The organism is Mesorhizobium sp. M1227 (assembly GCF_040318315.1).
Classification (GTDB): Bacteria; Pseudomonadota; Alphaproteobacteria; order Rhizobiales; family Rhizobiaceae; genus Mesorhizobium.
The window spans coordinates 36,285-60,987 of the sequence record NZ_JAMYLZ010000013.1 but is presented as its reverse complement, the minus strand read 5'-3'; the positions used below and the strand labels follow the sequence as shown (position 1 = coordinate 60,987).

Sequence of the window (24,703 nt, the reverse complement as noted above, 5' to 3'; positions counted from 1 at the left end):
GGCCCTAATTGACGAAATGGAACAGGCGCGAGGCGCGCATCAGTGACGGCCATTTCCAGATTTCGAGCGGGCTGGCGCTGCCGCCGATCGAGAAGAAAATGAGGTTGGCGCGGCCGACCAAATTCTCGTCCGGCACGAAGCCGACGGTGAAGCGGCTGTCCGACGAGTTGTCGCGATTGTCGCCCATCATGAAATAGTGACCGGGCGGCACCTTGAACTCTTTGGTATTGTCGCCGATCGAAGCCTGCGTCAGGTCGAGCGTGTCGTAGCTGACGCCGTTCGGCAGCGTCTCGCGATAGACATCGACCGGCCCGTTCTCCTCGGTGATGTCTCGGTTGTCGATCTGCCCGACCTTGACGCGCGGCACGCCCACGTCATTGATGAAGAGCTGGCCATCCTTGACCTGGATCTTGTCGCCCGGCAGGCCGACGACGCGCTTGATATAATCGACAGAAGGATCCGGCGGAAACTTGAACACCACCACGTCGCCGCGCTTCGGCTCTGAGCCCCAGATGCGGCCCGAAAAGATGTTCGGCCCGAACGGCAGTGAATAGCGGGAGAAGCCGTAGGACCACTTGGTGACGAAGAGATAGTCGCCTTCGAGCAAAGTCGGCCGCATCGACCCGGACGGGATCGAGAACGGCTGGAACAGGAGCGTGCGGATGACCAGCGCAAGCAGCAGGGCCTGGACGATGACGCTGACGGTTTCGCCAAGTCCGCCGGATTTCTTCTGGGTTTTTTCAGCCACGCTCATGTCGTCCTCGATTGTGCGTTGGATGGTATAGAGTCTCGGCGCGCGCTGGGCAACGTCATGCCGGTGGTCAGATGCAATCAATGTGGCGCTTCTTCGACCGGCAACGCTTCAATGATCACAAAGGCTTGAGCGAGCGGAAAATCATCGGTGATGGTGAGGTGGATCACCGCGCGGTGCCCTTCAGGCAGAATTTCGTCCAGCCGCGCTGCCGCCCCATTGGTCAGCGCCATGGTCGGCTTGCCGCTGGCCAGGTTGACGACCCCCATGTCGCGCCAGAACACACCCTGCGCCATACCGGTGCCCAATGCCTTGGCGCAAGCTTCCTTGGCAGCGAAACGCTTGGCGTAGGAGGCCGCACGCGCCGCGCGGTTTTCGGACCGCGCCTGTTCGATCTCGGTGTAGATGCGCTGGATGAAGCGTTGGCCATGGCGTTCCAGCGACTTCTCGATGCGTCTGATGTCGATGAGGTCGCTGCCAATACCGATAATCATTCGGCAGGAACTTCCGGCCCGGTTTTTCCAGCCTTTGCCGCTCTTTCGGCCAGCCGCTTGCGGCGCTGCTCGTGGAAAGTGACCATGCCCCAGCGGGTGATGCCGTAAAACAGCAGGCCGAAAACCAGGCCGAGCGGTATTGCGCCGATCGTCATCGGCTTCAGCACCGGTCCCCACAATTGCGCAAAGGAAAGATTATGCAGCATCTCGCCGAGATGCGCGGGCGGGCCATGCGCCGGCAGGTGTTCATGCAGGATCAGCTTGCCGACCTCCCAGGAGGCGGCCCATAGCAGCGGAAAGGTCAGGGGGTTGCCGAAGACCGTGCCGAGTGCTGCCGCGACCAGATTGCCGGCGATCAGCCAGCACAGGATGGCAGCAATGATGAAGTGAAAGCCAAGCGGGAAAAACGACGCGAATACGCCCGCCGCAACACCGGCGGCCACGGCATGCGGCGTGGCCCGAAGCCGCAGGATGCGTTTGGAGAAATACCGCAGCGAGCGCGAGAACGAGCGGCGCGGCCACAAATAAGTACGCACCCGCTCGAAAAAACCATCAGGCTTGCGCCGTCGAAAAAGCACTCTGTTCCTGTTCCTAGTTCCGTCGATGGCTTCACGCCGGCCTTTCCAGCCAGGCGCGACAGCCTATGCTGCGCTCTCCGGTCGCCGAAAAGCAACTACGACTTTGATATAGCGATGCGCTGGCCGAAGAACAACGAGGCCGAGGGCATCCGCTCGGTGGCCGGTCGCGCCAGCCTTGGGTATCGCCGTTCTGAACAGGGCATGATCGCGGCGAATTTAAGGAGCGTCACTTAGGATCGATATTCGCTGACCTCGACGAGGTTGCCGTCCGGATCGCGGAAATAGACCGACATCATCGCGCCCCGAGCGCCGACACGCTCGACCGGGCCGACCTCTATCATCACACCATTGGCGGCGAGGTTGGCACATATCTCGGCGAGCGGCCGGGCAGCAATCAAGCAGAAATCTCCGGAGCCCGGCGTCGGCGCCTTGGCCTTCGGCTCGAAGGTACGCCCGACCTGATGCACATTGATCTTCTGCGTTCCAAACAGCAGCGCCGTTGGTCGGTCCGGCTCGTCGAGGCGCTTGAAGCCAAGCACGCGCTGATAGAAGGCGCAGGTATCGTCCACCGAACGAACTGTCAGCACGAAATGATCGATGCCGGCAATCACGGCAGCGCCTCTTGACTTGTTTTTATGCATGTCGTTGTCCCAAAACCGCCGCACACTTTTGGGCGACATGCATTAGATGTTGCGGCTGCCCGGCTTGATCGCCGGTATGGCGGCGAGCTCGGGCGGCAGCCTGTCGGCCGGATAGGCCGGAACTTCATATTCGGCGAGCGCGATCAGCGGCACGCCGACATCGGTCTTGCCGGCCGAGCGGTCGATGATGCATGCGGCGGCAACGACTTCGGCGCCAAGTGCGCGCAGACAGTCGATGGTCTCGCGGATCGACAGGCCGGTGGTGACGATGTCCTCGACAATGACGACGCGCGATCCCTTGGCGATCTCGAAACGGCGCAGCCTGAATTCACCCCCTTCCCGCTCGACCCAGATCGCCGGCGCACCAAGATGGCGCGAGGTCTCATAGGCCGGGATCAGCCCGCCGATCGCCGGGCCGACGACGTAGTCGATCCTGCCGGGCACGTCAGTGCGGATCTTTTCGGCGAGCGCCTTGCACAAGCGCTCGGTCTTGTCGGCATGCATGAAAACACGCGCTTTCTGCAGGAAGACCGGGCTGCGCAGGCCCGACGTCAGGATGAAATGCCCTTCGAGCACGGCGCCGGCCTCGCGGAAAATACCCAGCACTTCATCGGTGTTCATCGTTCACTCCATGTCCATGGTGAATGGTGAATGGTGAATGGTAGTGAGAGCACCCTCTTCACTATTCACTATTCACTATTCACTATTCACCCATTCACGCGCCTTGCGTCACTGACGCTCGAATTGTCCTTTAGCTGCGACAGCAGCCGGTTCAAGTGCTTGAGGTCCCACACTTCGAGATCGATCAGCATTTCGGTGAAATCGGGCGCGGTGCGCACCATCGACAAAGTGTGGATGTTGGCGTCGTTGGATGCGACGACCTGTGCAATATCGGCCAGCGAACCCGGCGCGTTGATGGCGGTGACCGAGACGCGCGCCGGGAACCGCTCCTTGGTGCGCTCGTCAATGTCCCAGCGCACGTCGATCCAGCGCTCGGGCTGGTCGTCAAAGGCCTGCAGCGCCGGCGACTGGATCGGATAGATGGTGATACCGGTTCCCGGCTGCACGATGCCGACGATGCGATCGCCTGGCACTGCCCCCTCCGGCGCGAAGCGCACCGGCAGATCGCCGCGCACGCCGCGGATCGGCACCGCGTCGTCGCGCGGCTGGTTCTTGTCCTTGCGCGCGGCGCGGCCCGGAATCTGGAACAGCATGCCGGCGGCGTTGCGGATCTTCGACCAGCCCTCCTCGCGCTGCTTGGGCGCGACCAGCGTGACGCGCTCGTCCTTGTAGTCGGGAAACACCGCCTTCATGACATCGGTGGAGGCTAGTTCGCCACGGCCGACCGCGGCCAGCACATCCTCGATGTCCTTGCGCGCCAGCCGGTGCAGCACCGGCTTCAGGTTTTCCTTGGTGAAGGTCTTCCCGGACCGTTCGAAGGCGCGCTCCAGAATGCGGATACCGAGACCCGAATATTGCTTGCGAATAGCGTTCTTGGTGGCGCGGCGGATGGCCGAGCGTGCTTTGCCGGTAACGACCACCGATTCCCACGCCGCCGGCGGGACCTGCGCCTTCGAGCGGATGATCTCGACCTCGTCGCCGTTCTTCAGCTCCGTCATCAGCGGCATGATGCGGCCATTGACCTTGGCGCCGACGCAAGTGTCGCCGACATCGGTGTGGACGGCATAGGCAAAGTCGATCGGCGTGGCGCCGCGCGGCAGCGCGATCAGCATGCCCTTCGGCGTAAAGCAGAATACCTGGTCCTGGAACAGCTCCAGCTTGGTGTTTTCGAGGAAGTCCTCGGGATTGTCGCCTTCGGCAAGCTGCTCGATGGTGCGCCGCAGCCACGCATAGGCATTGGTTTCCTTCGAGATCGCATGGGCGGCACCATTCATCTTGCCGCCGGTATCCTTATAGATCGAATGAGCGGCGACGCCGTATTCGGCGATCTTGTTCATCTGGTAGGTGCGGATCTGCAATTCGACGCGCTGGCGCGAGGGGCCGACGATGGTGGTGTGGATCGAGCGGTAGTCGTTCTGCTTCGGCGTCGAGATGTAATCCTTGAAGCGGCCGGGCACCATCGACCAGGTGGTGTGGATGGCGCCGAGCGCGCGGTAGCAGTCCTCGACCGTCTCGACAACGACGCGGAAGCCAAAAATGTCGGACAGCTGCTCGAACGACAGCGCCTTGGCCTCCATCTTGCGGAATACCGACCACGGCTTCTTCTGCCGGCTCTTGACCTCGGCCTTGATCGAATATTTGTCGAACAGCGTGGAGAGCGCCTTCTCGATCTCCGACAGCACGCCCTTGTTGCGCTCGAAGATTTCGGCCAGCCGTGCGGTGACGGCGCGGTAGGCTTCCGGATTGATGAAGCGGAAGGCAATCTCCTCCAGCTCCTCGCGCATGCCTTGCATGCCCATGCGGCCGGCCAGCGGCGCGTAGATGTCCATCGTCTCTTCGGCGATGCGCAGGCGCTTGGCTTCCGGCACGTGGTCGAGCGTGCGCATATTGTGCAGGCGGTCGGCGAGCTTGACCAGAAGCACGCGCACGTCTTCCGAGATCGCCAGCAACAGCTTGCGCAGGTTCTCCGCCTGCTCGGCCTTCTTCGAGACGAGGTCGAGCTTCTTCAGCTTGGTCAGGCCCTCGACCAGCTTGCCCATTTCCGGGCCGAACAATTCGTCGATCTCGGCCCTGGTCGCCGTGGTGTCCTCGATCGTGTCGTGCAGCAAGGCAACGGCGATCGTCGCCTCGTCCATGTGCATTTCGGTGAGGATGGCGGCGACTTCGAGCGGATGCGAGAAATACGGGTCGCCGGAGGCGCGTTTCTGGTGGCCATGCTTCTGCATGGCGTAGACATAGGCCTTGTTGAGCAGCGCCTCGTTGACGTCAGGCTTGTAGCGCTGGACGCGCTCGACAAGCTCATACTGACGCATCATGGGCGGGATCTCGCAATGCTGAAATGAATCATGCGCCGCACTGGCGTACGGCGCATGTCATAGATAGCCACGAAACTGCCGACGCGAAAGTGTCGGCAGTTGTCGCTAAGATCAATAATCGTCGCTTTTTTCCGGCGGCACCAGGCCTTCGATGCCGGCCAACAGGTCTTCTTCGGTCATGCGATCGAAGGTGACGTTGTCCTCGGCGTCGTCGGCATCGGTGGCTGCAACGGCGCTGCCGGTCTGGTCGGCAATCGCCTCGCCATCGGCTTCCGGCTCATCGACCTCGACATGCTTCTGCAGCGAATGAATGAGATCTTCCTTGAGGTCATCCGGCGACAGCGTCTCTTCGGCGATTTCGCGGAGCGCAACGACCGGGTTCTTGTCGTTGTCGCGCGGTACGGTGATCTGCGCGCCCTGGCTGATCTGACGGGCGCGGTGGCCGGCCAAGAGCACCAGCTCGAAGCGGTTGTCGACCTTGTCGATGCAATCTTCAACGGTTACGCGGGCCATGAGTTGCCCCTTTCATGCCTGGATTTGATGGAAAACAGGCGCGGTCCATAACCCGAACGCCGCCAAAATACAAGCTTTTATGGCGGTGCGCAGCTCTGACGCGGGCCGCCTGCGGCGACACAGCGCCGATCACAATTGCTTGCGGTGCGCTATGGTGCCTTGGATTGCCGTAAAACTGGCGTTATCTCGAACGATGAAGGCCAACAGGTCTATTATCAGACCGGCCGATAGTCGCCACGCATTTAGACGATCGCTTATTTCGAAAAAGGACATTTTCCATGTTCGATCCTCGTGAAAAAATCGCTCTCTTTATCGACGGTGCCAATCTCTACGCCACCTCGCGCGCGCTGGGCTTTGACATCGATTACCGCAAACTTCTGGCGAGCTTCCAGAAACGCGGCTATCTGCTGCGCGCTTATTACTACACCGCGCTGGTCGAGGATCAGGAATACTCCTCGATCCGGCCGCTGATCGACTGGCTCGACTATAACGGCTTCAAGGTGGTGACCAAACCGGCCAAGGAATTCACCGACTCGACCGGCCGGCGCAAGATTAAGGGCAATATGGATATCGAGCTGACCGTCGATGCGCTCGAGCTTGCCGATGTCGTCGACCATTATGTCATCTTTTCGGGCGACGGCGATTTCCGCACGCTGGTCGAGGCGCTGCAGCGGCGCGGGCGCAAGGTGTCGATCGTCTCGACCATGGCTTCGCAGCCGCCGATGATCTCCGACGATCTGCGCCGCCAGGCCGACCATTTCATCGACTTGATGACGCTCAAGAATGAAGTCGGCCGCGACCCGTCGGAGCGGCCGGTGCGCCGGCCCGAACCGGCCGAAGTCGACGAGGAAGACTATTGACGGTCGTTGCCTTGACCGCTCCCCTGGTCGTCTCCCCCGAACCCGATCGCGATTGCCCGCTCTGCCCGCGGTTGCACGACTTCATCGCCGAGTGGCGGCGGCGCGAGCCGTCCTGGTTCAACGCGCCGGTGCCGACCTTTTTGCCGCCGGAAGGCGAGGAAGCAGTGCGTCTGCTGATCGTCGGGCTGGCGCCTGGACTGCGCGGGGCGAACCGGACGGGGCGCCCCTTCACCGGCGATTTTGCCGGCGACCTGCTCTACAACACGCTGATCGCGCACGGCTTTGCGCGCGGCGAATTCAAAGCGCGACCGGATGACGGGCTGGAGCTTGTCGGTACGGCGATTACCAATGCGGTGCGCTGCGTGCCGCCGGACAACAAGCCGGTTGGCGCCGAGATAGCGACCTGCCGGACGTTCCTGGTGCCGACGATCGCGCGATTTCCAAATCTGCGCGCTGTGCTGGCGCTTGGCTCGATCGCGCACCAGTCGACCGTGCGGGCGCTCGGCCAACGCGTTGCCGCCTATCCGTTCCGGCATGGTGGGCAGCAGCAGGCCAATGGCATCACGCTGTTTTCCAGCTATCATTGCTCGCGCTACAACACCAATACCGGCGTGTTGACGGAAGCGATGTTCGTCAACGTCTTCAGTCAGATAGAAGCTTTTCTGAAGACATAGAGTCGGACGACGCCCGCCAGGGCACGAGCCCTAGATTCGGGCGATCGCGAACAACCAGGCCAGGAGATCCAGCAACCACAGAAACAGTGCAAGCTGCAGCGCGACGCGCAGGCGTTGGATGATCCGCCAATTGCTGGCCATGTCGGATTTGATGCGCAGCGCAAGCGCTCGGTGCATCCCGTCCAGGGTTGCGGGAGGGTGCTGATCGACGAAGTCCTGGAGCAGCTTCTCTGGATCGAAACGGAACGTATAGTTATAATACGGCCACACCATAATCGCGACCAGCAGCCCGATAAGAAAAAGCAATGTCAGCGCCAGCCAGTCCCAAGGCCCCACGCCATCCAGGAGCGCCCTTCCTCCGAGGAGAGAACTCGCGAACGCGGTTGCGAAGATCAGATTGCCGGCGCGCGTATTGAGACTTTCAACCACGCCCTGCTGGTGCTGGAGGCCACGCACCGCCTCCGCATAAACAAATGCCAGGCGGGCGTCGCCGCCGTCCGTCGCAGCAGGCGGGGCGTTGCTGTCATTGGTTGATGAAGGGCGCTCCGGCATCAAATGTACTTAGCACGGCGCCGCCTGCGACATGAATAGCCACATGGGGAACGCTTCGTCGCTCTGTCTTCGTGCCATCGAGGGTGTTTTGGTGGACGGGAATAGCATCAATCCGACGCTGTCGTTTCAGGCGCTGCGGCAACCAATGCGGCCAGCGTCGCAGGTCCGCCCTGGAGAACATTCAGGTCGACGTCGCCGCTGATGCCGTCGACGCGGCCCCGGTTGTGATACTGCCAGTAGATCCAGTTGTCATGGCCCGGCCGCAGCGCCAGCGAACGCAGCCAGCGCGGGCGGCTGGCTAGCTGCCCGGCATAGGCTTGCGCCACCTCGTCGGTCACATAGAGGATCGCCGTCTTGCCGAACGCCGCCTCGACCGGGCCGAGGAAGGCGGAGAGTTCGGCGCTCAGCTGTTCGGGAGTTGGCCGCTGCGGGCAATTGCCGCCGAACTCGATGTCTACCACCGGCGGCAGCAAAGGCTGATCGTGCGGCACCACCGAGATGAAGTTGCGTGCCTGATCCGCACCCGGTCTGCAGAAGGTGAAGAAATGATAGGCACCGACGGCAAGACCGGCGGCGCGGGCCGCGCGCAAATTGGCGGCGAAGGCATCGTCGACATGATCGCCGCCTTCCGTCGCCTTGATCACGGCGAAGGCGACATCGTCGGCGGCAACACGCCGCCAGTCGATCTGCCGCTGATGATGGGAGACGTCGATGCCCCTGACCGGATATTTGCCGCGGTCCGGAGAAAATGTCTGGAAGTAGGTATAGCCGCCGGCCAGAACGAGGCCCGCCACGAGCAGACCGGCCGCGCCCCATAAGACGATCCGGTTTTTCAAACGAGACCTATCCCTTTTGGTCCGCCCTGCCCGCCGCTATGGCTCCGGGCGTTCGTCGCTCGAAAAGCCAAATCGCTGGCTTTTCCTCCGCTTCGCGGACCGCACCTCACCCTCGCTCCTTCAGCAGCCGGCCCTTCTCGCGCGACCAGTCGCGCTGCTTTTCGGTCTCGCGCTTGTCGTGCAGCTTCTTGCCGCGGCCAACGGCGAGCAGCAGCTTGGCACGGCCTTGGTCGTTGAAGTAGATCTTCAGCGGCACCAGCGTCATGCCTTCGCGGTCGACGCTTTGCGCCAGCTTGGCCATCTCACGCTTGTTGAGCAGCAGTTTGCGGCGGCGGCGCGGCTCATGGTTGAAGCGGTTGGCCTGCAGATACTCCGGCAAATAGGAGTTGATCAGCCAGATCTCGCCGCCCTCGACCGAGGCGTAGCTGTCCTGGATATTGGCCTGGCCCTGGCGCAGCGATTTCACTTCCGTACCGGTCAGCACCAGGCCGGCCTCGATCGTGTCGAGCACCTCATAGGAAAACCGCGCCTTGCGGTTTTCCGCAACGGTCTTGTTGTTGGGATCGGCTTTTCTGACTTGATTCATGATGCGGACAGGTGGCGCCTCATCCCTAGTTTATCAAGCCGGCGTGCTTCATCGCCGCGTCGATCTTCTCGGCGGTCGACGGCTCGACCGTCATTAGCGGCGAGCGCAGCACGTTCTCGACCTTGCCCAGCTTCGACAGCGCATATTTCGCGCCGGAAACGCCGGGCTCCATGAAAATCGCCTTGTGCAGCGGCAACAGACGGTCCTGCAGGTCGAGCGCCTTGGCGCTGTCGCCGGAAAGCGTTGCCTCCTGGAATTCAGCGCAAAGCCTGGGTGCGACATTTGCCGTCACAGAAATACAGCCGACGCCGCCATGCGCGTTGAAGCCGAGCGCCGAGGCGTCTTCGCCGGAGAGCTGGATGAAATCCTTGCCACAGGTGGCGCGCTGCTCCGAAACCCGCTCGACCTTGCCGGTGGCATCCTTGACGCCGACGATGTTCTTGAAGTCATGCACCAACTGGCCCATCGTCTCGGGGCTCATGTCGACCACCGAGCGCGGCGGAATGTTGTAGATGATGATCGGCAGACTGGTTGCCTTGGCGACGGCGGCGAAATGCGCATAGAGGCCGCGCTGTGTCGGTCTGTTGTAATAGGGCGTGACGACAAGGGCCGCGTCGGCACCCGCCTTCTCGGCATACTGGACCAGGCCGACCGCCTCTTCGGTGTTGTTGGAGCCGGCGCCGGCGACGACCGGAACCCGGCCCTTGGCGACCTCGATGCAAACCTTGACGACTTGGCGGTGCTCGTCATGCGACAGCGTCGGCGACTCGCCGGTGGTGCCGACCGGGACCACGCCCGTCGTGCCTTCGGCGATCTGCCAGGTGATGAACGCGCGAAAGGCTTTCTCGTCGAAACGGCCGCTCTTTTCGAACGGTGTGACGAGCGCGGTCAGCGAGCCTCTTAGCATGTCGTCCAACTCCTTGGGACTAGCGCATGACCCCGAAAATCGCAGTCGATTTCGGAAAGGGTTATGCGCCAAATTTAAATTGCTACAACGTCCTTTGCGCGTCTGAGAAGACCCGCGGCGCTGTAGGTGTTTGTCGTGCGCGCCTTCTAGCCGAAAGCGAAGCGGCGCACCATAGTCTCGACATTGTTGCGCGGCAAGCATTGCGCCAGCAATTGCAATTCGAACGACCTCGATAAGGTTTTCTTTACGGGCCCTTCATCACAGACGAATAGGCTGCAGTTCATCTGTGCCAGTGGTAGCATCGAAGAATAGGAAATGACCAAATCCATGCCGACCAGGCGGCCTCATCTTTTCGCGCTTCTCGGCGCGATCGTTGTGCTGGTCCCCGGCGCGGCGATCGGCGGCAGCGTCGATGGGCAGGTCACGTCGGCGATCCCGATGACGGAGCCGCAGAACGATGCACTGCAGCAGTCCCCTTCGCCATCCGCCAGCGTCGCGGCGCTGAAGAGCGGTCTCGATGCGCTTGCGGCAAACGACATTCAGCGCGCGCGCCAGGTGCGCGAAGCGCTGCCGGCCAAATCGCTCGATCGGCACATCCTTGCCTGGGCGATTGCGCTCTATGGCGGCGACCAGGTGCCGAGCGGCGACATCGCCGATGCCGCGAAGATGCTGCCGAACTGGCCGGGCACGATCGCCTTGCGCAAGAACAGCGAGCGCGCGCTCTATCGCGAGAACCCCGCGCCACAGGTCGTGGTGCGGGCGTTCGACGGCAGCCAGCCGCTGACCTTCGAGGGCGTGGTGATCCTTGCGCGCTCCTATGTAGCGCTAGGCAATACCAAGGCGGCGCGCTCGGTGCTGTCGCCATTCTGGCGCACCGAAAAGCTCGAAGCCGGGGACGAGGCGGCGGTCATCCGCGAGTTCGGCGCGCTGATCCCGGCCGCCGACCATCGCTTCCGCATGGAGCGCATGTTTTATGCCGACCGGGTCGCTTCGGCGCTACGCGTCGCCGGTCTCGCCGGCGCCCAGCAATTGGCCGACGCCTGGGCGGCGGTCAGCAAGGGCGACAAGAACGCGGCCAAGCTGCTGAAGGCGGTGCCGGCAGCGCAGCGGGCGGTCGGCTATCTCTTTGCCGAAGCCGAATATCTGCGCAAGCAACAGAAATTTTCCGACGCAGCCGCGCTGGTGATGAAGGCGCCGGGCGATCGTGACGCTCTGGTCGATGCGGACGCCTGGTGGGTCGAACGCCGGGTGCTGTCGCGCGAGCTGGTCGACCAGGGCGACATGAAGACCGCCTACAGAATAGTCGCCGCGCATGCCGCCGAAAGTCCCGCCAATGCTGCCGAGGCGGAATTCCATGCAGGCTGGTACGCGCTGCGCGGCCTCAACGACCCGAGCACCGCCGCCAAGCATTTTGCGCAAATCGCGGAGCTCGCCCAAGGGCCGATGTCGCTGTCGCGCGCCTATTACTGGCTCGGCCGTGCCGCCGAAGTCGGCGGGCCCGGCAATGCCAAGGATTTTTTCAGCCGTGCCGCTAGCTACGGCACGACCTTTTACGGCCAGCTCGCCGGCGAGCGTGTCGGCCGGCAGACCCTCAATATCGTCTACCCCCAGCCAAGTGCCGCCGACCGCCGGAATTTTACCACCCGCGAGGCGGTCAGCGCCATCGAGCGGCTGCAGCAGGCAGGCTATGACCGCTATGCCGAAACCCTCTACCGCGACCTTGCCGGGCAGCTGAACAGCCCCGGCGAACTGGCGCTGCTTGCGGTGTTGGCGGAAAGACAAGGCAACCATTTCATGGCGCTGAAGGTCGGCAAGATCGCCGGCGCCCGCGGCATCGACGTAGGCGCGCTGTCGCATCCGCTCGGCGTCATTCCCGACACCGCCAACGTCTCCGGCTCGGGCAAGGCGCTGGCCTATGCGATTGCCCGGCAGGAAAGCGAGTTCAACATCGGCGCCGTCTCCAGCGCCGGCGCGCGCGGACTGCTGCAGCTGATGCCAGGCACGGCCAAGCAATTGGCGAAGAAGGCCGGCATGACTTTCTCGCAGGCGCGGCTGACCACCGATGCCGGCTACAATGCAACGCTGGGCGCCGCCTTTCTGGGCGAGCAGCTCGGCCGTTTCGACGGCTCCTACGTGCTGACCTTCGCCGGCTACAATGCCGGCCCCGCCCGCGCCGCCCAGTGGGTGGCGAAATACGGCGACCCGCGCGGCGAGGACGTCGATGCAGTCGTCGACTGGATCGAGCGGATTCCCTATACGGAAACAAGAAGTTACGTTCAGCGCGTGATGGAGAATTACGAGGTCTACAAGATGCGTATCTCCGGCAAATATGACATTGTCGGGGACTTGGTGAACGGCCGGGGGTGACGACCGGGCTTCAAACCAAGTCAGCTGCGATCCTTCGCGAATTTGTCGGTCACGGCGTATTTTGTTCTTGCTTTGTGCCGGCAGCTATGCTACTAATTTCGGTATGGTGCTAATTGGCTCCAACGACCCGCCCACCGAGGCGGTTTTTTTGTTTCTGGCTATGAAGGTTCCGGACGTGGAGTTGGCGGGACAGCGGCCCGCTCTGTCCTGCCCTCCTTGCCAATCACCAGACATCCCCCCAAGCGCAGGGCAATCGCATTTGGATTCTTACGAAGATGGACCCCCACCCTAACCCTCCCCACAAGGGGGAGGGAACGCTGCCGCATGCCCTTACTTCCCTTTTTGGCGCCGAAAGGCAGGCAATTTGCCGAGGTCAGTGCCAACGGAAGTCTCCCTCCCCCTTGTGGGGAGGGGTTAGGGGTGGGGGTCCGTCGTAGAGCGAAAGCCTCGACTTTCCATCTGCAATAGCCCTGCCCTCAAGTGGGAGATCGGCAGCTTCGGGGACAGTGCCTTTCTGCATCCTACGAAACCTGGCGAAAGCGACGATGGCAGCCAATCTTCCCGTTGAGGGACCTCCAACGCCGGCGCCTTCCCTATTTTGACCTTACCTGCCCCTCGCCTGTAGCAGTCGATGCGATCCGGCGGTGAGAGGAACGGAGTCTACATGCCAATCGAGCAGGGTTTTTCCGATTTCTTCTACGCCGCGCCGGACGGGCTGTGCCTGCACGCCCGCATCTACGGCGAAGCGAATTCCGGCGGTTGGCCAGTCGTTTGTCTGCCTGGCCTGACCCGCAATTGCCGTGATTTTCACGAGCTGGCGCTTTATCTGTCGACGCAGGCGAAGCGTAGGGTTGTCGCCTTCGATTATCGCGGGCGCGGGCAGTCCGCCTACGATGCCGATATCGGCCATTACAATATCGGCATCGAAGCGGGGGATATTCTCGCCGGGCTGGCTGCACTTGGCGTCGACGAGGCTGCCTTCATCGGCACCTCGCGCGGTGGACTGATCATCCATGTGCTCGGGGCGATGCGGCCGGCCGTGCTGAAGGCCATCGTCCTCAACGACATCGGCCCGGTGATCGACTCGCAAGGTCTCGCCCATATCCGCTCCTACCTCGACCCCGCGCCAAGGCCGAAGACGTACGCGGAGGTGGTCTGCGGCCTGCGCAGCACCCATGGCGCGGATTTTGCGGCGCTGACCGATGCGGATTGGGAGCGGATGGTATCAGCCCTCTACCGCGAGACCGAGGAGGGATTTCTGCCCGATTTCGATCCGAAACTGGTCGAGACACTGGCGGGGCTCGATCCCAGCCGGCCGCTGCCAGATCTGTGGCCACAGTTCGACGCACTGGCGGCCATCCCGATGCTCGTCATACGCGGCGCCAATTCGAAGTTGCTGTCCGCTGAAACGCTCGAGCAGATGCGGACGCGCCATACCGATATCGAGACGATCACCGCCGACGGCCAGGGGCATGCACCGTTTTTGGACTCCGGGATCCTGCCGAGCAGGATCGCTGGTTTTCTTGACCGGGCGGAGCAGCGGGGTGGTTAGAAGTAAAGCTCGACCGAGCGAAGTAATTCACGCGCAAGTTTTGCGTCGGTCAAAGCATTTCCGGCGGCCATTGACAGTTCCGTTGGAATTAGCGGTGAAATAATTTTATCGATGTCGGCGCTGCCCCTCATCCGCCTGCCGGCACCTTCTCCCCGTATGGCGACGGGGAGAAGGGAGGTATCTGCAACGCTGGGGATTAGCGAAATCTTTCGCAAGAGCGCCTTTCTCCCCGTCGCCATACGGGGAGAAATGCCCCGCAGGGCAATGAGGGGCAGCGCAACCCTGAGCGGGCTGATGTCTCACGTCAGATCCGTCAGGATTTGGCGCTTCTCTTTGCTGGCTTTGGGGCCTTGCTTGCGGCCGGCTCGCCTTTTGGCCCTCGCCTTGCCGGAGGTGGAGCAGACAAAGCGCTTGCGCCGCCACTGTCCGCGCCACTGCACCGCGGCGTCTCCAGCACAGTGACGCAGCCATCGAGGTCGTTGGTGGCCAGATGGGCGTAGCGCATGGTCATCGACAGCGTCTGGTGACCGAGCCACATCTGCACGCGCCTGATGTCGATGCCGCCCTGGACGAGACGCGAGGCGCAAGTATGGCGCAATATATGCGGCACGACCTGATCGTCGGCGCCAAGCCCGACTTCGGCCTTGGCATCGTTCCAGATGGCGCGAAACTGCGCCTGGCTGAGCTTGGTGAACGGGCCTTTGGGCCGGCGGCCCTCGGTGGCCGGCAGCTTGATCACCTCTTTTACCCGCTCGGTCATCGGAATGGTGCGGCTGCGGCCGGATTTGGTGATCCAGAAACTGACGCGGTGCTCCTGGATATCGTTCCAGATCAAACCCAGCGCTTCGCCGAGGCGGCAACCGGTGTCGACGAGAAAGACGGAAAGCCGATAAGCGTCCTCGCTGCGGCTCTTGATGGCAGCGAACAGCCGGGCCTCCTCGTCCCTTTCGAGGAAACGAATCCGTCCCGCCCGCTCCTTCTGGCGGCGGAACTCGGGCAGGCTGTGGATATCTCCCATCTTGTGAGCCTTGCGCAGCAGTTTGCTGAGGGCAGCCATCTTCCGGTTGATGGTTGCGTTGCTGTTGCCGCGCTGGCGCAAGGTGCCGATAAGATTGTCGAGGGTGCTTTGGTCAAAGGCGCTGAAACGCTCCCCAAGGAGGATCTCGTCTATTTCGCCGATGAAGGAGCTGACATTGTATTTATGCCGCCCGTCATCCCAAAGTATATCCCGGTATGCTGAAAAAAGTTCTCCGATCCTATGCGACTTTACTTCTCGTATCTTGTTGTAACTGTATTTTATCTTTGCAGTTTGAGAAGAAAACATCGAAAAATGATCAGAGGTTCCTCCCTCTTGAATCGCATCGTTCGTCATTATTCGCCACACCCCCGAGTGGATAGGCCTAGACCTACCTGCTTGGCGGTGCCCTTTCAAGAGTTTTAAGCGTTGCGGCCGATTTCATCCACCAGCGGCGGATCCCAACGACATCGTTCCACAACCCTGTTCAGCTACCGAACCCCCTTTTCCTTCTGTTTGCGACCAGTCGCGAAAACAAAAACAGCCCGGGCGTTAAGGCGCCCGGGCTGGATTTCACTTGCCTTAAGTCCAGCCCTTAGAACGAGCGCTGGAAGCGGAGGAAGCCGCCAACGGCGTTTTTCTTGTCGCCCGGGATGCCGGTCCAGTTGTATTCATAACCGGGCAGCGAGTCGCTATCGATGTGGTGGCTGTTATGAGCCCAGTCCACTTCGGCCGTGATCGTCATGCCGGGAACGATGTCGTAGGCGATATTGGCCGCGACGCCAGCTTCCTTGGCTTCGTCATACGACGCCTGGAGATTGAACGAGGTCTTCTCGTTGATGGTGTAGGTGCCACCACCCCAGACTGCCCAGTTACCGCCCCACTGCTTGTAGAAGTTGCGCGGGAGATTGTCGTCAGAGCCGTAGCCGGCCATCAAGAACAGCGACAGGTTCTGCATCGGCGTCACGTCGAGGCGAACCTTGCCGGCCCATTCTTCCAGGCTGCTGTCATAGGCAACAACACCGCTGATGGATCCCCAGCCCTGCGTGTACTTCACGCCGCCGACGACATACGGGACGTAGCTGTCGATCGAGTCGTGACCGAGATTGAGGACAAGTGGAGGCCCAACGTCAGCAACGACAAAGCCTTCACCGGTTTCCAACGAAACCACCGCCGAGAAGCCGTTTCCGGCATCGAAGTAATACTGGACGACGTTGGTGTCGAAGCCGCCGTAGGGAACGATCGTATCCTGGATGACGTTGCCGGCGTAGCCGGTGAACGTATTGAAGGCTGTTTCGTCCTTACCAACGCGGAGACCACCAAGCTGGATCCAGGCGAAGTTCAGCGAAACGCCTCTGCTGCCAAAGTTGGAAAAGGCGGTGTCGTCATAGTGACCCGTTCCCCAGTTGAAGCGGGTCTCGGTGTAGGTCTTCAAGGTGCCCATCTCGGTTTCCTGGCCGGTGTAGGTCCTCAACGTGAAGCGAGCCTGCTTGTAATAGCCGTCGTTGACGTTGTCTTCACCATCCAAGGCATCCGACAGGTCCTGGTACCTGGCGCCGTCGAACGAGCCAGCCTGGCCCACGGAGATGTCATAGCGGACATAGCCGCCGATGCGCAGGCAGATTTCGGTGCCGGGGATGTAGTAGTAGCCAGCGCCGTAGACGTCGCAGATCTTGACGTATTCAGCGGGTTCCGGCTCGGCGACGACGACGGCGTCGGCGGCGCGCGCACCGGAAACTGCGATCAGTGCCGCAGCGGAGCCGAGAAGAAGGCTCTTGATGTTCATTTTCTGACCTCCAGTCAAAAGTTAAAAAACGGGTCTGGGTATTCTTTGCTGAAGGACAGCGTTCCCTGCCCCATCCCCACTACCGAAAAAGATGCGCACCGCGCCGCTCCTTCAAACCCGACATTACCCATGAGACGGCGGCGTTCAACCACGATCGTACCGGCAAAAGGTTTGTGTTGGCGCTATACCCCGGCGTTGTTGCACAAATGACACGATTTGGCCTCACTCCGAAAGCTCCCGTTAACCAACGGCCCTTCGCAAGCCGTTGCAAACCGCGGATTCCGGCGATGGTCGGCCCGAAATGTGACCATGGCCCGAGTCGCGAACCAGGGAATTGCCGTAGAATCGCCACATCGCCGCGCGGCGCTTTGGCGAAGGGTCGATTTTTCAAGGATAATAGCGTCAGCTTGTTGATTGTGCCGGCGCTTTTCTTTATCCACCGGCGCAACGGAGAGGTGGCCGAGTGGTCGAAGGCGCTCCCCTGCTAAGGGAGTAGAGGTCAAAAGCTTCTCGTGGGTTCGAATCCCATCCTCTCCGCCACCCGAAGCCGCATTTTGGGCGTAGGGTGTCGCCCGAAGCTACGAAGTAGCGCAGGGGGACCATGTGGTACGTCTATTTTCTGCAACTCGGTAACGGCGATGTCTATGTCGGATCGACCAACGATCTTCGACGCCGTTTTGATTCGCACCGATCAGGCTATGTGACTTCGACCAAGGCCTATCTGCCTGTAACTTTGAAGTCCTACGTCGGGGTTGAAACCGAGGCCAACGCACGGCAACTCGAGCGATATTTCAAGACCGGTTCTGGCAAGGCCTTTGCGAGTAAACGTTTTTGGCCGACACGGCCTCATTGACGGCCTTAGGACCTATCTATTTGAAATATAAATAAAAACAAACCCAACGAGCTGCTTTTCGCCGACCTCCGTCCCGATTCTGACTGGAGGTCAGAAAATGAACATCAAGAGCCTTCTTCTCGGCTCCGCTGCGGCACTGATCGCAGTTTCCGGTGCGCGCGCCGCCGATGCCGTCGTCGTCGCCGAGCCGGAACCCGCTGAATACGTCAAGATCTGTGACGTCTACGGCGCTGGTTACTTCTACATCCCCGGCACCGAAACCTGTCTGCGTATCGGCGGCTATGTTCGCTATGACATCGGCATCGGTGACGTCGGCTCATTCGACGGTGCAAAGACTACCGATCAGCAGGACGGCGACTCTCAGGATACCTACTACAAGCACGCCCGCTTCACGCTGAAGACCTGGACCGGTCAGGAAACCGAGCTCGGTACCTTGAAGACCTACACCGAGACCCGCTTCAACTGGGGTAACCACAACGATTATCTTGATGACAACTTCAATGGCGGTACGAGCGTTTCGCTGAACTTTGCCTGGGTCCAGCTCGGTGGTTTGCGCGTCGGTAAGGACGAATCGGCCTTCGACACCTTCATCGGCTACGCCGGCAACGTCATCCAGGATACGCTGGTCCCCTACGGCGGCTTCGACACCAACGTCGTCCAGTATTACTTCGATGCCGGAAACGGCTTCTCGGCCGTGGCTTCGTTGGAAACCGGTTCGGGCAGTGCCGCTGCGGATCCTGGCATTTTCCAAGACAGCAACAGCGGCAATGATTCCATCGACAGCTATGTCCCGTATGTCGTCGGCGGCATCAAATACACGCAGGGCTGGGGCTCGATCACCGGTGTCGCCGCCTATGACAGCACCTGGGAAGAGTGGGCCGGCAAGGTTCGCGTCGACGTTACGCCGATACAGAACCTGACACTGTTCATCATGGCCGGCTACGGCTCTGACGACAACATCGACCGCAACTTCTACAAGCAGTGGGGCGGCAACTGGGCAGTCTGGGGTGGTGGCACCTACACCATCAACGAGAAGACCTCGTTCAATCTCCAGGCCTCGGCTGACGATGACAAAAACTACGGCGTCGCCGCGAACATTGCCTACGATATCGTTCCCGGTCTCACGATCACTGCCGAAGTCGATTGGGCCCGCGACGGCCAGTTTGACAAAGCCTACGATCGCAACTGGACCAATGCCGACGACAAGGACAGCGTCGGCGGGATGCTCCGCTTCCAGCGCTCATTCTAGCAGTCCGAGCTAGTTTGAGATTGAACCCGGCGGGCAACCGCCGGGTTTTTCATATCGGCGCGAGGCAGCTGTCAACTCTCGATGCATAATGCAGGCTGCTGCTGAGCAGCCGATCGCAGGGCTGGTCGAATGCAATGCTCGCTCCGCACGCTTGTTCGTGCAAAAGAAAAACTTGGGCCGATCTGAAGAGCTGGCCTACCGGATCAATGTATCTCGACAGCAAGTCACGATCGACCTCGGCCGATCGGGCGCATCCTACTTGTTCAAATTTCAGCCAGATCGCCCAAGGCGTCAATCAGCGGCTGAATTGCGCTCTCATACTTTTTCCAGCGCTTGACCGATGATGCATAGATCGGCTGCCGCACCTGCCAGCGGCTGGGGGTATTGACCGACCCGCTCGTCTCGAAAAAGCGCAAGCAGGCATCGTCCCAGGTCAATCCAAGATGATCGATGAGACGGCGGGATTGTGCTTCTTGATCGACAACCAGCGTCTCGTAGCGACTTTCGAAGATACGTCGCGGAAAAATCTTATTCCAATGTCGCATCAGGCGATCATATTCACGGTAGTACAGCCCGAGAGTCTTAAGATCGGCGTTGTAGCCATGCTCCTTGTTGAACCTCAAGACGAAGCAGGAGACGCAATTGTCGATGGCATCGCGCCGGCAATGAATTATGCGTGCGTTGGGAAAGAGAATTCCGATCAAGCCGATAACCTCGAAATTATGAGGCATCTTGTCGACGATGCGTAACGCGCCAGGCGCGTGTTGACGCAGATAGGACAGGTATTCTTCGGCCAGCGCCCTAGACTGGTCCCTCGTCATTGACATGATCGAACTGCGCAAGGCCTCATCCGACTGCGTTCCGAAACCCATCAAGCCCGCCATTCGCCGTAGTTTAGAAAGCTCCCCGGCGCCATGGACATCCGGATGGCTCGCGCAGATTTGCTCCGTCAGCGTCGTCCCCGACCGGGGCATGCCCAGCACAAACACAGGCACTTCGGACGGACTGCCGTGGCCAGCCTTGGCTTCCAACAGTGACGGGCTGAATATCTCGATCATGGAATCGATGCTGCGCCGGAAGGACTCCAGATCGAAACCATGGCCAGCGGCCTTTTTTGCCTTCTGGAAGTGATCCATCGCCTCTTCATAACGCTGAAGATCGTTCAGCACTTTGCCTGCGGCGTGATGGAGCTGCGATGCAACATCCGGGTCAAGCTTGGGATTGGAGAGTTCGCTCAGGATAAAGTCGAGCTCGGCAGGTTTTTCGGTGAACTTGCGCGTGTCGACCAGGCTATTGTAGGCCTCTCCAACATCGACGCGACGTTCGATTGCCTGCTTCAGATACGCTCCGGCTTCGTCCATGCGACCGACGCTGGTGAGTGCACCAGCCAGACCTGTCCGGACCATGGGATGATCGCTGTTGATCTTTAGCGCCTTCTCGTAAAGGGGCAAAGCCATCTCGGCCTTGTCGAAGTTGACGTAGGCACGCGCCAGTCCGCAAAGCGCTTCCACCAGATCGGGCTTCAATTCACAGGCGCGCTGCAGGTGTTTGATAGCAAGCAAGCTGTCGCCGAGCTTTAGACCGATCTCTCCCAGGCTGAGGTGGAAATAAGGATTTTGAGGCGCCTGGCTTGCTGCCCGCGCAAAATATTGGAGAGCCAACTCATCGTCGACACCGAGCCCCAACGTGCCGAGTATATAGAGCGAAAGCGGGTGGTTGGGCGTGCGGGCGAGAACGCGATGGCATAATTCCTCCGCCTCCGGGAGCCGCTTGGCTTGCTGAAGTTCGAGCGCCTGTCGCAGCAGCATGTCGTCAGCTTGCGCGCGCGACGGCGGTTTCACTTTCGGCGGTTGCACGTTCGGCGCCGAACGGGACTTTATGTGCTTGGACCAAGCGGGTGGCAGTCGGTTGCTCATCATGTCTCGCTAGCAAAATGATCCGGGAGAATCCAGCCTGACGTTCCCGCCTGCCGCGGAACTTGCGCAGGCCAAGCCGGCAGGCTAGCAAGAAGAAGGCCCCCTTTCGAACGAGCCCTATCATGCGCCTGCGCCCTCCCCTTACGCCGCTCATCGACGCGCTTCCCTCCACGGTGCCGTTTGTCGGCCCGGAGGCGCAGGAGCGTGATCGCGGCCGCGCCTTTCGCGCCCGCATCGGCGCCAATGAGAGCAGTTTTGGCCCTTCCCCGCGCGTCATTGCCCGCATGGCTGAGATTGCCGGCGACATGTGGATGTATTGCGACCCTGACAATCACGATTTGAAGGTAGCTGCCGCCGGGCATCTCGGCGTCGGCGCCGAAAACGTCGTCATCGGCGAAGGCATAGACGGGCTGCTCAGCCTGGTGGCGCGCATGTATGTGGCGCCCGGCGACGCGGTGGTGACCTCGCGCGGCGCCTATCCGACCTTCAACTTTCATGTTGCCGGCGTCGGCGGCCGGCTGGTCGCAGTGCCCTACGAGAACGATCGGGAAAACCTCGACGGCCTGCTGGCGGCAGTGGCCAAGGAAAAGGCGCCACTGGTCTACCTGTCCAATCCGGACAATCCGATGGGCAGTTGGTGGGAAGCCGCCGAGCTCAGCCGCTTCATCGAAGCCTTGCCGGAGACCACGATGCTGGTACTCGACGAAGCCTATGGCGAATTAGGGCCAGCCTCAGCGCTGCCGCCGATCGATATGGCGCGCCCGAACGTCATCCGCATGCGCACCTTCTCCAAGGCCTATGGGCTGGCCGGCATACGCTGCGGCTATGCGGTGGCCGAGGCCCAGGTGATTCGGGACTTCGAGAAGATCCGCAACCACTATGGCGTCAGCCGCATGGCGCAGATCGCCGGTGTCGAGGCGCTTGCCGATCAGGCCTGGCTGGAGAGCGTGGTGGCGCGGGTCGCCGCCGGCCGTCGACGCATTGCCGCAATAGCCGAAGCGAACGGGCTGAAGCCGCTGGCTTCGGCCACAAATTTCGTCACCATCGACTGCGGCCGCGACGGCGCTTTCGCACTAAAAGTGCTGCAGGCGCTGTTGTCACGCGACGTCTTCATCCGCAAGCCGATGGTGCCGGTTCTCGACCGCTGCATCCGGGTCAGTGTCGGCCTCGACCACGAACTCGACATCTTTGCCGAGGAACTGCCTGGCGCGCTGGCGGCAGCGCGGGGGAACTGAAGAGCCTTCGCCCTATGTGGCTGACCGGCGGCAACGCGGTTGAATTTGCACGGCGATGCGCCAGACTCGACTCAGAGGATGGAGAGCGTGATGACCGACCGGACTGTGCAGGTACGCATTTACGGCAAGGTGCAAGGCGTCAGCTACCGGGTCTGGGCGCGGCGCGAGGCGTCGGCGCTTGGCCTTGCCGGGTGGGTGCGCAACGAAGTTGACGGCTCGGTGACAGCCTTGATTGCAGGGACCGATGCGGCGGTCTCGACAATGATCGAACGGCTTCGGCAAGGGCCCCCAGAGGCAGCGGTTTCGAAGGTCGATGTCGAGGAGATCGAGGCTCGCGACATGTCGGCCGATTTCAGGATTGTTGCCTAGCAAGGCATGGTCCTGCTCATTCGCTTCCATCGCACAAAGTTCTCGAGGGTGCAGATAGAGCAAATCTGAAGCCATTGCCCTGCCCGGACGCGCCTCTTGAATTAATTGAACGTTTGTTTTATTTTCCGCGAAAAGGCGGCTTGTCATGGCGCGTACGACCGGTTCCGACGGAGAGAAGACCGAAGCTGCGGTCCGCGAGGCGGCAGTCAGCCTGATTGCGCGTCTCGGCTACGAGGCGATGTCGATGCGCCAGTTGGCGGCCGAGGTCGGCGTCCAGGCAGCGGCGCTGTACCGCTACTTCCCGACCAAGCAGGACCTTCTGTTCATGCTGATGCGTGAGCATATGGAAGGCTTGATCGAGGCGTGGCGCGCAACACGCCCTGTCGGCGCTGATCCGGCAGCGCGGCTTGCCGCTTATGTCGAAAACCACATCGCTTTCCATATCGAACGCCGCCACTCCACCCATGTCTCGAACATGGAGCTGCGCAGCCTGTCGCATGAAAAACTCACGCAGATCCTGCGCATGCGCACGGCCTACGAGAAGGAGCTGCGCGCCATCCTGCGCGACGGCGTCGAAGCGGGGTTATTCAGCATCGAAGACACCGGGCTCACCGCCATGGCGCTGATCCAGATGATGACCGGCGTCATCGTCTGGTTCCGGCCGGGCGAGCGGCTGTCGATCGCCGAAGTCACCGCTACATATCTGGCAATGACAATGCGCCTTGTTGGAGCAAAGAGCGATGGCGCGTCAACGAGCTACGACGCCGCGCCTCTATTCGGGCGCGCAAAGGACGCTCTAGCAACTTGATTTCGCGCATGATCCCGATTTCGGGATCGTGCGCCGGGAGGAACGGCATGTACATGCATACGCTCAACTTCGGGCTTGACGAAGACATCGAGGCGCTGCGCGACCTGGTGCGGCGCTTCGCCCAGGAAAAGATCGCACCGATCGCCGCCGAAATCGACCGCTCGAACGAATTCCCGGCACATCTGTGGGCCGAACTCGGCGGGCTCGGCCTGCTCGGCATCACCGCCGATCCCGATTTCGGCGGCACCGGCATGGGCTACCTTGCCCATGTCGTGGCGATGGAGGAGATTTCGCGCGCCTCGGCCTCGGTCGGCCTCTCCTACGGCGCCCATTCCAACCTCTGCGTCAACCAGATCAACCGCTGGGCGACGCAGGCGCAGAAGGAAAAGTATCTGCCATCGCTCTGCAGCGGCGAAAAGGTCGGCGCACTGGCGATGTCGGAATCGGGTGCCGGCTCCGATGTCGTGTCGCTGCGCCTGCGCGCCGAAAAGCGCAACGACCGCTATGTGCTCAACGGCACCAAGATGTGGATCACCAACGGGCCGGATGCCGAGACGCTGGTCGTCTACGCCAAGACCGATCCGGAACTCAATTCGCGCGGCATCACCGCCTTCATCGTCGAAAAAGCCTTTGCCGGTTTTTCGGTGGCGCAAAAGCTCGACAAGCTCGGCATGCGCGGCTCGAACACCGGCGAGCTGGTGTTCGAGGATGTCGAAGTGCCGTTCGACAATGTGCTGCACGAGGAAGGGCGCGGCGTCGAGGTGCTGATGTCGGGCCTCGACTACGAACGCGCCGTGCTGGCCGGCGGCCCGGTCGGGCTGATGGCGGCCTGCCTCGACGTGGCGATACCGTACGTGCATGAACGCAGGCAGTTCGGTCAGCCGATCGGCGAGTTCCAGCTGGTGCAAGGCAAGCTCGCCGACATGTATGCGACGATGAACGCGGCGCGCGCCTACGTCTATGCCGTGGCCGCCTCTTGCGATCGCGGTGAGACGGCCCGCAAGGATGCTGCCGGCTGTATTCTCTTCGCCGCCGAAAAGGCAACGCTGATGGCGCTCGACGCCATCCAGCTTTTGGGCGGCAACGGCTACATCAATGACTACCCGACCGGCCGGCTTTTGCGCGACGCCAAGCTTTATGAGATCGGCGCCGGCACCAGCGAAATCCGTCGCTGGCTGATCGGACGAGAAATCATGTCGGAGAGCGCCTGATGGCATTCTTTTGC

At 61.3% G+C, this 24,703-nt stretch carries 24 protein-coding genes and 1 tRNA gene; 11 read left to right on the top strand and 14 right to left on the bottom strand.

Features of this window, described 5'->3' with window-relative positions; genetic code table 11:
- Nucleotides 1-4: 4 nt before the first annotated feature.
- The 7 genes from lepB to rpoZ form a co-directional block, all read right to left on the bottom strand.
- Nucleotides 5-754: a signal peptidase I gene (gene lepB / locus NKH28_RS17390; RefSeq protein ID WP_352471047.1), complete on the bottom strand. Its 750-nt coding sequence runs from the start codon at nt 752-754 to the stop codon at nt 5-7.
- A gap of 77 nt (nt 755-831) precedes the next feature.
- A complete protein-coding gene (acpS, locus tag NKH28_RS17385) occupies nt 832-1,245 on the bottom strand; it encodes a holo-ACP synthase (RefSeq protein WP_352467214.1) in 414 nt (137 codons plus the stop codon).
- A complete protein-coding gene (locus tag NKH28_RS17380; RefSeq protein WP_352979800.1) occupies nt 1,242-1,823 on the bottom strand; it encodes a DUF2062 domain-containing protein in 582 nt (193 codons plus the stop codon). Before NKH28_RS17380 ends, acpS begins: the two co-directional genes overlap by 4 nt.
- Before the next feature lie 230 nt (nt 1,824-2,053).
- A complete protein-coding gene (locus tag NKH28_RS17375) occupies nt 2,054-2,464 on the bottom strand; it encodes a VOC family protein (RefSeq protein WP_352979798.1) in 411 nt (136 codons plus the stop codon).
- A gap of 42 nt (nt 2,465-2,506) precedes the next feature.
- Complete coding sequence (gene pyrE / locus NKH28_RS17370) at nt 2,507-3,085, bottom strand: orotate phosphoribosyltransferase (RefSeq protein WP_352979796.1); 579 nt, start codon at nt 3,083-3,085, stop codon at nt 2,507-2,509.
- An 86-nt stretch (nt 3,086-3,171) separates the two neighbouring features.
- Complete coding sequence (locus tag NKH28_RS17365; RefSeq protein WP_352979794.1) at nt 3,172-5,400, bottom strand: RelA/SpoT family protein; 2,229 nt, start codon at nt 5,398-5,400, stop codon at nt 3,172-3,174.
- A 111-nt stretch (nt 5,401-5,511) separates the two neighbouring features.
- Nucleotides 5,512-5,913 carry a DNA-directed RNA polymerase subunit omega gene (gene rpoZ / locus NKH28_RS17360; RefSeq protein ID WP_023677773.1) on the bottom strand — a complete coding sequence of 134 codons (402 nt, stop codon included), beginning with the start codon at nt 5,911-5,913 and terminating at the stop codon, nt 5,512-5,514.
- Nucleotides 5,914-6,191: 278 nt separating this feature from the next.
- On the opposite strand from rpoZ, the gene NKH28_RS17355 reads away from it, so the two are divergent.
- Nucleotides 6,192-6,773: a LabA-like NYN domain-containing protein gene (locus tag NKH28_RS17355; protein WP_023677774.1), complete on the top strand. Its 582-nt coding sequence runs from the start codon at nt 6,192-6,194 to the stop codon at nt 6,771-6,773.
- Nucleotides 6,770-7,447, top strand: coding sequence for a uracil-DNA glycosylase (locus NKH28_RS17350; RefSeq protein ID WP_352979792.1), 678 nt, complete (start codon nt 6,770-6,772; stop codon nt 7,445-7,447). Before NKH28_RS17355 ends, NKH28_RS17350 begins: the two co-directional genes overlap by 4 nt.
- A 30-nt stretch (nt 7,448-7,477) precedes the next feature.
- On the opposite strand, the gene NKH28_RS17345 is transcribed toward NKH28_RS17350, so the two are convergent.
- From NKH28_RS17345 to dapA, 4 genes are all read right to left on the bottom strand, one after another.
- The gene (locus NKH28_RS17345) at nt 7,478-7,999 is read right to left on the bottom strand and encodes a hypothetical protein (RefSeq protein ID WP_352979791.1); all 522 of its coding nucleotides are present in this window, start codon (nt 7,997-7,999) and stop codon (nt 7,478-7,480) included.
- A gap of 107 nt (nt 8,000-8,106) precedes the next feature.
- Nucleotides 8,107-8,835 (bottom strand): GH25 family lysozyme, encoded by a 729-nt coding sequence (locus tag NKH28_RS17340; RefSeq protein WP_352979789.1) that lies wholly within the window; start codon nt 8,833-8,835, stop codon nt 8,107-8,109.
- Nucleotides 8,836-8,941: 106 nt separating this feature from the next.
- On the bottom strand, nt 8,942-9,421 hold the full coding sequence (gene smpB / locus NKH28_RS17335) for an SsrA-binding protein SmpB (RefSeq protein WP_023768487.1): 480 nt from the start codon (nt 9,419-9,421) through the stop codon (nt 8,942-8,944).
- A gap of 25 nt (nt 9,422-9,446) precedes the next feature.
- On the bottom strand, nt 9,447-10,328 hold the full coding sequence (gene dapA / locus NKH28_RS17330; protein WP_352540767.1) for a 4-hydroxy-tetrahydrodipicolinate synthase: 882 nt from the start codon (nt 10,326-10,328) through the stop codon (nt 9,447-9,449).
- Nucleotides 10,329-10,655: 327 nt separating this feature from the next.
- On the opposite strand from dapA, the gene NKH28_RS17325 reads away from it, so the two are divergent.
- Nucleotides 10,656-12,695, top strand: a complete 2,040-nt coding sequence (locus tag NKH28_RS17325) for a lytic transglycosylase domain-containing protein (protein ID WP_352927483.1) — start codon at nt 10,656-10,658, stop codon at nt 12,693-12,695.
- Between the two features lie 664 nt (nt 12,696-13,359).
- Nucleotides 13,360-14,247, top strand: coding sequence for an alpha/beta fold hydrolase (locus NKH28_RS17320; RefSeq protein WP_352979788.1), 888 nt, complete (start codon nt 13,360-13,362; stop codon nt 14,245-14,247).
- Nucleotides 14,248-14,560: 313 nt separating this feature from the next.
- Here NKH28_RS17320 and NKH28_RS17315 read toward each other — a convergent pair whose 3' ends face one another.
- Nucleotides 14,561-15,619: a tyrosine-type recombinase/integrase gene (locus tag NKH28_RS17315; protein ID WP_353021512.1), complete on the bottom strand. Its 1,059-nt coding sequence runs from the start codon at nt 15,617-15,619 to the stop codon at nt 14,561-14,563.
- A 238-nt stretch (nt 15,620-15,857) separates the two neighbouring features.
- Nucleotides 15,858-17,048 (bottom strand): porin, encoded by a 1,191-nt coding sequence (locus NKH28_RS17310; RefSeq protein WP_352471039.1) that lies wholly within the window; start codon nt 17,046-17,048, stop codon nt 15,858-15,860.
- A gap of 449 nt (nt 17,049-17,497) precedes the next feature.
- Between NKH28_RS17310 and NKH28_RS17305 the strand changes: the two genes are divergently transcribed.
- The 3 genes from NKH28_RS17305 (at nt 17,498) to NKH28_RS17295 (ending at nt 19,150) form a co-directional block, all read left to right on the top strand.
- Nucleotides 17,498-17,588, top strand: a tRNA-Ser gene (locus NKH28_RS17305).
- Nucleotides 17,589-17,649: 61 nt separating this feature from the next.
- Nucleotides 17,650-17,901, top strand: a complete 252-nt coding sequence (locus NKH28_RS17300; protein ID WP_352471038.1) for a GIY-YIG nuclease family protein — start codon at nt 17,650-17,652, stop codon at nt 17,899-17,901.
- Between the two features lie 97 nt (nt 17,902-17,998).
- Nucleotides 17,999-19,150, top strand: a complete 1,152-nt coding sequence (locus NKH28_RS17295; RefSeq protein WP_352471037.1) for a porin — start codon at nt 17,999-18,001, stop codon at nt 19,148-19,150.
- A gap of 263 nt (nt 19,151-19,413) precedes the next feature.
- Here NKH28_RS17295 and NKH28_RS17290 read toward each other — a convergent pair whose 3' ends face one another.
- On the bottom strand, nt 19,414-21,066 hold the full coding sequence (locus tag NKH28_RS17290) for a tetratricopeptide repeat-containing sulfotransferase family protein (RefSeq protein WP_352471036.1): 1,653 nt from the start codon (nt 21,064-21,066) through the stop codon (nt 19,414-19,416).
- A 122-nt stretch (nt 21,067-21,188) separates the two neighbouring features.
- On the opposite strand from NKH28_RS17290, the gene NKH28_RS17285 reads away from it, so the two are divergent.
- The 4 genes from NKH28_RS17285 (at nt 21,189) to NKH28_RS17270 (ending at nt 24,689) form a co-directional block, all read left to right on the top strand.
- The gene (locus NKH28_RS17285; RefSeq protein WP_352540764.1) at nt 21,189-22,301 is read left to right on the top strand and encodes a pyridoxal phosphate-dependent aminotransferase; all 1,113 of its coding nucleotides are present in this window, start codon (nt 21,189-21,191) and stop codon (nt 22,299-22,301) included.
- Nucleotides 22,302-22,391: 90 nt separating this feature from the next.
- Nucleotides 22,392-22,670 (top strand): acylphosphatase, encoded by a 279-nt coding sequence (locus tag NKH28_RS17280; RefSeq protein ID WP_352471034.1) that lies wholly within the window; start codon nt 22,392-22,394, stop codon nt 22,668-22,670.
- A gap of 145 nt (nt 22,671-22,815) precedes the next feature.
- The gene (locus NKH28_RS17275; RefSeq protein ID WP_352540763.1) at nt 22,816-23,478 is read left to right on the top strand and encodes a TetR/AcrR family transcriptional regulator; all 663 of its coding nucleotides are present in this window, start codon (nt 22,816-22,818) and stop codon (nt 23,476-23,478) included.
- Nucleotides 23,479-23,525: 47 nt separating this feature from the next.
- Complete coding sequence (locus tag NKH28_RS17270) at nt 23,526-24,689, top strand: isovaleryl-CoA dehydrogenase (protein WP_352471032.1); 1,164 nt, start codon at nt 23,526-23,528, stop codon at nt 24,687-24,689.
- Nucleotides 24,690-24,703: the final 14 nt, after the last annotated feature.